Annotated in this window: 8 protein-coding genes and 1 pseudogene; all 9 read right to left on the bottom strand. The window is 66.7% G+C overall.

The annotated features are described in order from the left end of the window. Positions 1 to 74: 74 nt before the first annotated feature. On the bottom strand, positions 75 to 1,385 hold the full coding sequence (gene ftsA, locus Q8S60_RS10860) for a cell division protein FtsA (protein WP_305276492.1): 1,311 nt from the start codon (positions 1,383 to 1,385) through the stop codon (positions 75 to 77). Next, entirely contained in the window at positions 1,382 to 2,386 is a 1,005-nt protein-coding gene (locus Q8S60_RS10865; protein WP_305276491.1) for a cell division protein FtsQ/DivIB, read from the bottom strand. Before Q8S60_RS10865 ends, ftsA begins: the two co-directional genes overlap by 4 nt. After that, positions 2,374 to 3,300 carry a D-alanine--D-alanine ligase gene (locus Q8S60_RS10870; protein WP_305276490.1) on the bottom strand — a complete coding sequence of 309 codons (927 nt, stop codon included), beginning with the start codon at positions 3,298 to 3,300 and terminating at the stop codon, positions 2,374 to 2,376. Before Q8S60_RS10870 ends, Q8S60_RS10865 begins: the two co-directional genes overlap by 13 nt. Beyond that, on the bottom strand, positions 3,297 to 4,229 hold the full coding sequence (gene murB / locus Q8S60_RS10875) for a UDP-N-acetylmuramate dehydrogenase (protein WP_305276489.1): 933 nt from the start codon (positions 4,227 to 4,229) through the stop codon (positions 3,297 to 3,299). The genes Q8S60_RS10870 and murB overlap by 4 nt, the downstream gene beginning before the upstream one ends. Further along, entirely contained in the window at positions 4,226 to 5,701 is a 1,476-nt protein-coding gene (murC, locus tag Q8S60_RS10880; RefSeq protein ID WP_305276488.1) for a UDP-N-acetylmuramate--L-alanine ligase, read from the bottom strand. Before murC ends, murB begins: the two co-directional genes overlap by 4 nt. After that, entirely contained in the window at positions 5,701 to 6,894 is a 1,194-nt protein-coding gene (gene murG, locus Q8S60_RS10885) for an undecaprenyldiphospho-muramoylpentapeptide beta-N-acetylglucosaminyltransferase (RefSeq protein WP_305276487.1), read from the bottom strand. The genes murC and murG overlap by 1 nt, the downstream gene beginning before the upstream one ends. Then, positions 6,891 to 8,039 (bottom strand): putative lipid II flippase FtsW, encoded by a 1,149-nt coding sequence (ftsW, locus tag Q8S60_RS10890; protein ID WP_305276486.1) that lies wholly within the window; start codon positions 8,037 to 8,039, stop codon positions 6,891 to 6,893. The genes murG and ftsW overlap by 4 nt, the downstream gene beginning before the upstream one ends. Further along, entirely contained in the window at positions 8,036 to 9,439 is a 1,404-nt protein-coding gene (murD, locus tag Q8S60_RS10895; RefSeq protein WP_305276485.1) for a UDP-N-acetylmuramoyl-L-alanine--D-glutamate ligase, read from the bottom strand. The genes ftsW and murD overlap by 4 nt, the downstream gene beginning before the upstream one ends. Positions 9,440 to 9,442: 3 nt before the next feature. Continuing rightward, positions 9,443 to 9,619: pseudogene (gene mraY / locus Q8S60_RS10900) on the bottom strand (phospho-N-acetylmuramoyl-pentapeptide-transferase); the annotation flags it as partial.

Genomic DNA, 9,619 nt, shown 5'->3' on the forward strand with positions numbered 1-9,619 from the left:
CCGGCCTGATTTCCACCGGCTTCGTGCCCGTTCCGGCTGACCGCCCCTGCGTCTGCCTCGGATTGCGCGTTGCATCAGAAGTTCTCCTTCAGCCAGCGGCCGAACCGGCGGATCTGTCCGCGCGGCATGGCCGCCTCGTCGCCGTCGTCGCTGCCGGCGGCGTCGAGGGGAGAGATTTGCGAATAGGCGAGAAGTCCGGCGCAGGTCGAGAAGGCGGGCCCGCCCGTTGCTTCGGCAAGGCCCGTCAGGCGGACCGGCTGGCCCACCCTCACCTGCTTGTCGAGCATGCGGGCCGCGAGTTCGCGCGCACCGTTGAGCTGCGCCGCGCCGCCCGTCAGCACCACGCGCCGGCCGGCGAGCCGGCCATAGCCGCTCGCCTCCATCCTGTCCCGCACGAGTTCGAACGTTTCCTCCAGCCGCGGCTGGATGATGCCGGTCAGCATCGACCTCGGAATATGGTTGGCCGAATCGGCATCGCTTTCGCCCACCTGAGGCACGTCGATCATCTCTCTCTCATCCGAGGGGCTCGCAAGTGCGCTCCCGTATAGCGTCTTCATCCGCTCTGCATGTGAGAGCGGTGTGGAGAGCCCCCGCGCAATATCATTAGTAATGTGATTCCCGCCAATTGACACGGAATCGCAGTAAACCATCGCCCCTTCGAAGAAGATGGACAGTGAAGTGGTGCCGCCGCCCATGTCGATCATTGCGACGCCGAGGTCCATCTCGTCCTCGACCAGGCAGGCAAGCCCGCTCGCGTAAGGCGACACGGCGATCCCCGCCACGCTCAGATGGCAGCGCTCGATGCAAAGCTCGAGGTTCCGGAGCGGCCCGCGCAGCACGCTCACCATATGCACCTCGACGCCGAGCTTTTCGCCGAACATGCCGCGCGGATCGCGCACCCCCCGGCTGCCGTCAACGCTGTAATTCGTGGGGATCGCGTGGAGAACGTCGCGCCCCTCCGGCTGAAAATTCGCCTGCGCATGATGGATGAGCCGCGACACATCCGCGTCGCCGACCTCGCCGCCCGTGATCGAGGCGCGCACGCCGACCGTCTGGCTCTTCGGCTCGGCGCCGGAAAAGCCGACCACCACATCGCGGATCGTGACGCCCGCCATCCGCTCCGCCGCATCGACCGCGACGCGGATCGCTTCTTCCGCCGCATCCATGTCGACCACCGCGCCCGCGCGGATACCGCGCGACACCTGGTGCCCGATGCCGATCACGCGTATCGGCGCATGGCCATTCGCGAGCCGCCCCGGCTCGATCTTCGCGATGAAGCACGAAATCTTGCTCGACCCCACATCGAGCGCGGCGATCGTGCCGGACCGCCCCGCCGCGACGGGCCTGCCCTGAAAACTTCTCGACCCGAGACTGACCATATTCATGTATTGCCTCCACGACCGGCCTGCCCCGGCCGGACCCCGTTCTTCTTCAATGTTGCGTCGGTCGCGATACCCGTGCCGTTCGCCGCGTTCTCGGTCAGCTCCACCGAAACACGGTCGGGAAGCCGGAGATCGACGGCGACGATGTCGCGCGACAGAACCCTGTATTTCGTGTCGTAAGCCGCAAGATCGGCGAGCGCCTTCGCAACACCCGTTTCCGGCAGCTTCACGTCGACGCCGTTCTCAAGCCGCAAGTTCCAGCGCCTGTCGCTCACCCGCACGAAGGCGCGCACGCGCTGCAGCAGTTCGGGCCGCTCCTTCTGCATCAGCGTCAGCAGTTCCGGCGCCGCGCGCGGCGCGCCGAAGCCGACGATGAAAGGCAGATGCGCGAAGTCCTGAACGCCTTCATCCGTGATCGGACGCCCTTCCGCATCGACGATGGAAAGCTCGCCGCCGCGTTGCCACAGCGCGAAAGGCTGGCGTTCGCTCACCTCGATGCGGATCGTGTCCGGCAGAAGCCGCGTCACCGTCGCCGAGCGCACCCAGTCGAGCCGCTCGATCCGCTGCCGCGCCGCTTCCGTGTCGAAGCCGAAAATCGGATCGCCGCGCTTCGTGCCGACGGCGGCAAGGAGATCGTCTTTCCGCGTCTGCGCGCGGCCCGTCACCGTCACGTCCTGAATGCTGAAGCCGGAAAGCGCGAGCAGCCGGTTCGCCTGATGCGTAACGGCATTGACGCCGTTCTCCGCATGGCCGCCGATCACCACGCCATAGACGGCGACGCAGGCGATCAGCACCAGCGCGCCATAAGCGAAAGGCTGCATCCCGAAATTGCCCTCGCGCATCCGCTCGATCCACGCACCGATGGGCCCGGCGGGCCGCTCCGTGCGGCGGCCGAACGTCCGGTTCGCTGCGCCGTTGCGGCGCTTGCCCGGCGCGATCTTGGAGCCCTTCTTGCGCGGCGCCGCGCGGACGCCCGTGCGCGAAACTTTCTTCACCTGTCGCATGACGCCTCCTCCACCATCCAGCTCACCAGCTCGCCGTAGGAATAGCCGGCGAGATTGGCAAGTTCGGGCACCAGCGACGTCGGCGTCATGCCGGGCTGCGTGTTCACTTCGAGAAGAATGAGTTCGGGCTTGCCCGGCCGCGTGTCGTCGAAACGGAAATCGGCGCGGCTCACACCCCGGCAGCCGAGCGCCTTGTGCGCGGCCAGCGTCACACGCTGCACCTCGGCATAGACATCGGCATCGACCGGCGCGGGAATGATGTGCCGCGACCCGCCCGTCTGATATTTCGCCTCATAGTCGTAGAAGGTCGTGTTGGCGATGATCTCGGTCACGCCCAGCACTTCCGTGCCCATCACGGCGCAGGTGAGTTCGCGGCCCGCGATGTAGCGTTCCGCCATCACCTCGTCGCCGAGGTTCCATTCCGCCGAGGTGAGTTCGGCCGGCGGCCGGTTGTCGCCCGCGCGCACGATGAAGACGCCGACGGACGAGCCCTCGCTCACCGGCTTGATGACGTAGGGCGGCTCCATCACATGGCCATGCGCCGCCTGCTCGCGCGGCACGACGACGCTCTCGGCGACCGGAAGCCCCGCCGCGCGGAAAATGAACTTCGCCCGCTCCTTGTGCATAGCAAGCGCGGAGGCCAGCACGCCCGAATGCGTGTAGGGCACGCGGAGAATTTCGAGCAGCCCCTGCACGCAGCCATCCTCGCCCCAGCGGCCATGCAGCGCGTTGAAGGCGACGTCCGGCTTCACTTTCAGAATCTGGTCGGCAAGATCGCGCCCCGCGTCGATCTCGGTCACGCGGTAGCCATGCTTGCGCAGCGCCTCGGCGCAGCCCTTGCCGGAGACGAGGCTCACCTCGCGCTCGGCGCTCCATCCGCCCTTCAGCACGGCGACATGCTTTGCTTCGCTCATGCGCCGCTCCTCTTTTCACGAACGCCGATGCGGCGGATTTCCCATTCCAGCGTCACGCCGCTCGTCGCCTTCACGCGCGCGCGCACTTCCTCGCCGAGGTCTTCGATGTCGCTGGCGCTTGCATCGCCCGTATTGATGAGGAAGTTGCAATGCAGTTCCGACACCTGCGCCCCGCCCTTGCGAAGCCCGCGGCAGCCCGCCGCGTCGATCAACTGCCAGGACTTGTGGCCTTCGGGGTTCTTGAAGGTCGAGCCGCCCGTGCGCGTGCGGATCGGCTGCGTCGCCTCGCGCGAGGACGTGATTTCGTTCATGCGCCGCAGGATTTCCTCGGCATTGCCCGGCGTGCCCTGGAACAGCGCCTCGACGAAAATGAGATCGTCCGGCGCGCCGCAATGGCGATAGGTGTAGTGCATGTCGGCATTGGAAAGCACATGCCGCTTGCCCACCCGGTCGATGGCGACGGCTTCCACCAGCACATCCTTCGTCTCGCGGCCATAGGCGCCGCCATTCATGCGCAGCGCGCCGCCGATGGAGCCCGGAATGCCGCGATAGAATTCGAGGCCGGCGAGCCCTGCTTCCTGCGCCGCGCGGGAAACCGCAACGTCGAGCGCCGCGGTTCCCGCGCGAACACAGGTCCCCTCGATCTCGATATTCATGAACCCCCGCCCGAGCCGGATGACGATGCCCGGTACGCCGCCCTCGCGCACCAGCAGGTTGGAGCCGACGCCGATCACCGTGACGGGTACGTCGGCGGGCACGCCCGCGAGGAAATTGCCAAGATCTTCCGCATCCGCCGGGCGGAACAGGACTTCCGCATTGCCGCCCGCGCGGAACCAGGTGAGCGGCGCGAGGGGTGCGTCGGCCACGATTTCACCGCGAACCTTCGGCAGCCGGTCGATGAGAGCGGCGGTGGCTTCTGCAGCCATCATCTCCCCCTCCCCTTTTTCGGCTTCGCCTTTGCCTTCGGTGCGGCTTTCGGCGCAGGCTTCTTCTTCCCGCCGAGCTTCGCCAGATCGTCCGGCAGCGCATTCGCCCAATAAGTGATGCTGCCCGCGCCGAGACAGACGACGAGATCACCCGGCTGCGCCACTTGCGCGATCAGGCCCGGCAGCGCTTCCGGCCCCGGCAGCGGCATCACGTTGCGGTGGCCGCGCGCGCGCAGGCCTTCCACAAGTGCGTCGCGGTTCGCGCCCTCGATGGGCTTCTCGCCCGCCTCGTAGACATCGGCCACGATCACCGTGTCGGCGTCGTTGAAGCAGGAACAGAATTCGTCGAAGAGATTGTGGAGACGCGTATAGCGGTGCGGCTGCACCACGGCGATGGTGCGCCCCTGCGTCGCCGAGCGCGCTGCCTGCAGCACCGCCGCGATCTCGACCGGATGATGGCCGTAATCGTCGTAGATGTTGACGCCGTTCCAGTTTCCCACAAACGTGAAGCGCCGCTTCACGCCGCCGAAGCCTTCCAGTGCCGCACGGATCTTGTCGTCGGCGATGCCCATCTGCGTCGCGACGCCGATGGCGGCGAGGCTGTTCAGCATGTTGTGCGTGCCGTGCATGGCGAGCCGCACGTCCTTCAGCTCGCGCGTGGCACCCGTCTTGCGGTCGGTGATGGCGACGTCGAACACGTTGAAGCCGCCTTCGACGCGCGCATTCGTCGCGCGGATATCGGCCTGCGGATTGGTGCCGTAGGTGACGATGCGCCGGTCGCGCACGCGGCCGATCAGCGCCTGCACTTCCGGATGGTCGATGCACATCACGGCGGCGCCGTAGAACGGTACGTTTTCCACGAAGGCGAGGAAGGCGTCCTTCGCGGCTTCGAAACTGCCGTAATAGTCGAGATGCTCGGGGTCGATATTGGTGACGATGGCGATGGTCGCCGGCAGCTTCACGAAAGTGCCGTCGGATTCATCCGCCTCCACCACCATCCATTCGCCGCCGCCGAGCCGCGCATTGGTGCCATAGGCATTGATGATGCCGCCATTGATGACGGTCGGATCGATGCCCGCCTTGTCCAGAATGGCCGCGACGAGCGAGGTTGTCGTCGTCTTGCCATGTGTGCCGCCAATGGCGACGCAGCTCTTGAGGCGCATCAGCTCGGCCAGCATTTCCGCGCGGCGCACCACCGGCAGGAAGCGCGTCCGGGCTTCCATGAGTTCGGGATTGTCCGCCTTGATTGCCGACGAAACCACGATCACCTGCGCGTCAGCGACGTTCTCCGCCTTCTGGCCGATGAACACCTTGATGCCGAGGCCCTTGAGCCGCTTCACATTGGCGCTGTCGGCAAGATCGCTGCCCTGCACCGTGTAGCCGAGATTGTGCATGACTTCGGCAATGCCGCTCATGCCGATGCCGCCGATGCCGACGAAATGGATGTTGCCGATGTCGAGAGGTGCCGGGCGCATCATGCACCTCCAGTCGCGAATTTGAGGAGCTTGTCGTCGCCGCCATTGCCGTTGCCGCCGTTGCGGCGGCTGCGCAGCGCGCGGTATTCGCCGCGCCCCAGCGCCTCCACCAGGTCGGCGAGGTCGCGCACGGCGTTCGGCTGGCCCTGACGGCGGGCAGCAGCGGCGGCGGCTTCGAGGTCGGAAGGATTGCCGAACAATTGTTCGAGCTGACGGCGGAGCGCGTCGGCGGTGAAATATTTCTGTTCGATCATCCAGGCCGCACCCGCCTGCGCGAGCTTCTCGGCATTCGCCTTCTGGTCGTTGTCGAGCGAATGCGGCAGCGGCACCAGGATCGAGGGCCGGCCGATGACGGCCAGTTCGCTCACCGTCGAGGCGCCGGAGCGGCCGATCACGAGATGGCACGCCGCGATGCGCTCCGGCATGTCGTCGAAGAAGTCGCTGAGTTCGGCGTCGATCCCCGCCTCTTTGTATATGTCGCCGACGCGCTCGATGTCTTCCGCGCGGCACTGCTGCACCACGGCGAGACGCCGGCGCAGATGTTCCGGCAGTTGCGCCAGCGCCACCGGCACGATGTCGCTCATCACGCGCGCGCCCTGGCTGCCGCCGAATACGAGGAGCTTTATCCGGTCTTCTCCCCGCGGCGTTTCGTATGGCGCGCCCGCCTGCGCGATCACGGCGTCGCGCACGGGATTACCGGTCAGGACGAGCTTGCCCGCATCGCGCGCCTTCAGGAATTTCGGTGCGTCGAAGGTGGAGGCAATCGCCTCGACATGCGGCCCGACCAGCCGGTTCACGCGGCCGAGCACCGCGTTCTGCTCATGCACGCAGGCCGGCACGCCGCGCAGGATCGCGGCAAGGACGGGCGGCAGCGTCGGGTAGCCGCCGAAGCCGATCAGCGCGGCGGGCTTCACCCGCTGCAGGATCGAGAAGGAACGCGCGACACCCGCGAGTATGGCGGGCGCCGCGCGCAGCAGGCCGACGATGCCTTTGCCTGAAGGAGTCGCCGACGGAACGGCATAGATATCCGCATCCGGGAAAAGCTTGTCGAAGCGCTGCACGCGCTCGTCCGTCATCAGCACGATGCGGCGGCCGCGGCGGCGCAGCTCCTGCGCCAGCGCCTGGCCGGGGAAGAGATGCCCGCCCGTGCCGCCTGCGGCGATGACGATGGGACCGTTCGGATAATGAGTCATGCGTTCGCCCTCCGTCCGCTCGGAGGCGCGACATGGCTGCCGGCGCGGCGGCGCGTCAGCGCGAGCAGCATGCCCATCGCAAAGGCAAGCGCCAGCAGCGAGGAGCCGCCATAGGAAATGAACGGCAGCGTCATGCCCTTGGCCGGCATCAGGTTCACGTTCACCGCCATGTTGATGAGCGCCTGCAATCCGAACAGCGCCACCAGGCCGCAGGTCGCGAATTGCAGGAAGAGGTCCTGTTCCTCCATCGCATGGCGAAGCGCCCGCACCACGATGAAGGCAAAGAGACCTATGATGATGAGCCCGGCAAGCACGCCATATTCCTCCGCCGCGACGGCGAAGATGAAATCCGTATGCGCATCGGGAAGGATGCGCTTCACTTCGCCCTCGCCCGGCCCGCGCCCGAAAAATCCGCCGGTTTGGAAGGCGTCGAGCGCGCGGTCGATCTGGTAGGTATCGCCCGATTCCGGATCGAGGAAGCGGTTCACGCGGCTCGCCACATGCGGCATCAGCGTATAGGCCGTGATCGCGCCGGAAGCGGCGAGCGCGCCGAGCGATCCGATCCAGCCCCAGGACAGCCCGGCCATGAAGAACATCGCGCCGAAGACGGCCGTGACCAGCATGAGCTGGCCGAAATCCGGCTGCAGCGCCAGCACCGAAACCACCATCGCATAAAGCCCGAGGCCGAGCGTCGTGCCCGGAATGCCCGGCGTCCGCTGCGCCTCCGCGAAGAGCCAGGCGACCAGCACGATGAAGGCGGGCTTCACGAATTCGGACGGCTGGATGGCGAGCGGCCCGATCTGCAGCCAGCGATGCGCGCCCTTCACTTCCGGCCCGATGACGAGCGTCAGCGCCATCAGCACGAAGCCGACGGCGAACACGATCGCCGCGAGGCGGCGCACCTGCCGCACATTGAGCAGCGACACGCCGATCATCACGCCGATGGCGGGCAGGAAGAAGATCATCTGGCGGTAGACGAAATGGAATGGCGGCAGGTGAATGCGCATGGCGACCGCCGGGCTCGCCGCGAGCGCCAGCACGCCGCCGAGCAGCATCAGGCAAAGGAGCCCGAGCAGCGTCCACTTGTCGACGGTCCACCACCATTCGGCGATCACGCTGCGGTTTGTGCGGGCGAGACGGATCATGCTGCCGCGCCCCCCTTGCTTGCCAGCCGCTCCTGCACGGCCGCGCGGAACGCATCGCCGCGTTCCTCGAAATTCGCGAACTGGTCGAACGACGCGCAGGCCGGCGACAGCAGCACCACCTTGAGGTCGCTCTCGTCGGCCGAGGCGTCGCGCGTCGCCGCTTCGACGGCCCGGTCGAGCGTGCCGCACTGAATGAATTCGACCTTGCCCTTCAGTGTCTCGGCGAAGCTCTTCGCCGCGTCGCCGATCAGATAGGCGCGCCGGATGCGGTCGAACCAGGGCTCCAGGCTCTCGATGCCGCCCTCCTTCGCCTTGCCGCCGATGATCCAGTAGATGTTGTCGTAAGTCGCGAGCGCCTTCGACGCCGCGTCCGCATTGGTCGCCTTGCTGTCGTTGACGAAGCGCACACCGTCCACCTCGCCCACGATCTCCATCCGGTGCGCAAGACCCGGGAAACTCTCGAACGCCGCGAAAATCCGTTCGCGCTGATAGCCGAGCGCGCGGCCCACGGCATAGGCCGCCGCCGCGTTCTGCCAATTATGCGCGCCCGCCAGCGTCTTGATCACCCGGAGGTCGCCCGCCTTCACCGTCTGCGTCCCCGTACTGTCGTAAAGCACGCCGTCCAGCGCATAGACGCCGCGCGACAGCGCCTTGCCAACCGAGATCGGCACGACCTTCTGCATCCGCCTGGCGCTTTCGCGCGTGCAGATGTCGGTCGAGCGCGGCTCGTCGATGCCGATGACCGCCGTATCCTTCTCCGTCTGCAGCGCGAAGATGCGCGCCTTCACTTCCGCGTAATGCTCCACCGTGCCGTGCCGGTCGATATGGTCCGGCGTGATGTTGAGCAGCACCGCGATATTGGGCGCGAGCCCCGGCGCGAGATCGATCTGGTAGGAGGACACCTCCACCACGTAAATGCTCGTCGCGGAGGGCGCATCGAGTTCCAGCACCGCCTTGCCGATATTGCCGCCCACCTGCGCGTCGCCGCCGCAGCGCCGCACCATGTGCCCGATCAGCGCCGTCGTGGTCGACTTGCCGTTGGTGCCCGTGATCGCGACGATCTTCGCACCCGTACCCTTCACCGCGCGCTGGAAAAGCTCGATGTCGCCGATCACCTCGACGCCCGCCGCCCGCGCCTTGCCGACGGCGGCATGCGGCACGGGATGCGTCAGCGGAATGCCGGGGCTGAGAATGAGTGCCGCGAAATTCTTCCAGTCCCACCCGCTCGCATCCGTCAGCGTGAAGCCTTCCTTCGCCGCCTCCGCGCGCTTCTCCGCCGCGTCGTCCCACGCGAACACCCTGGCACCGCCGGCCTCGAGCGCGCGCACGGTCGCGAGGCCCGACTTGCCGAGCCCCAGCACCGCCACGTTACGCTTCTCGAAACCGGTTGCCGCGATCATTCCCTATCTCAGTTTCAGCGTTGCAAGTCCCGCCATGGCGAGCACGACGGATATGATCCAGAAGCGCACGACGACGGTCGGCTCCGCCCAGCCCTTCTGTTCGAAATGATGATGCAGCGGCGCCATCCGGAAGACGCGCTTGCCCGTGAGCTTGAACGACGCCACCTGCACGATGACCGA

Source organism: Parvibaculum sp., from assembly GCF_030694575.1.
Classification (GTDB): domain Bacteria; phylum Pseudomonadota; class Alphaproteobacteria; order Parvibaculales; family Parvibaculaceae; genus Parvibaculum.

Coding starts and splice junctions, on each gene's coding strand:
- ftsA (WP_305276492.1), bottom strand. CDS start 1,385: ATGAATATGGTCAGTCTCGGGTCGAGAAGTTTTCAGGGCAGGCCCGTC.
- Q8S60_RS10865 (WP_305276491.1), bottom strand. CDS start 2,386: ATGCGACAGGTGAAGAAAGTTTCGCGCACGGGCGTCCGCGCGGCGCCG.
- Q8S60_RS10870 (WP_305276490.1), bottom strand. CDS start 3,300: ATGAGCGAAGCAAAGCATGTCGCCGTGCTGAAGGGCGGATGGAGCGCC.
- murB (WP_305276489.1), bottom strand. CDS start 4,229: ATGATGGCTGCAGAAGCCACCGCCGCTCTCATCGACCGGCTGCCGAAG.
- murC (WP_305276488.1), bottom strand. CDS start 5,701: ATGCGCCCGGCACCTCTCGACATCGGCAACATCCATTTCGTCGGCATC.
- murG (WP_305276487.1), bottom strand. CDS start 6,894: ATGACTCATTATCCGAACGGTCCCATCGTCATCGCCGCAGGCGGCACG.
- ftsW (WP_305276486.1), bottom strand. CDS start 8,039: ATGATCCGTCTCGCCCGCACAAACCGCAGCGTGATCGCCGAATGGTGG.
- murD (WP_305276485.1), bottom strand. CDS start 9,439: ATGATCGCGGCAACCGGTTTCGAGAAGCGTAACGTGGCGGTGCTGGGG.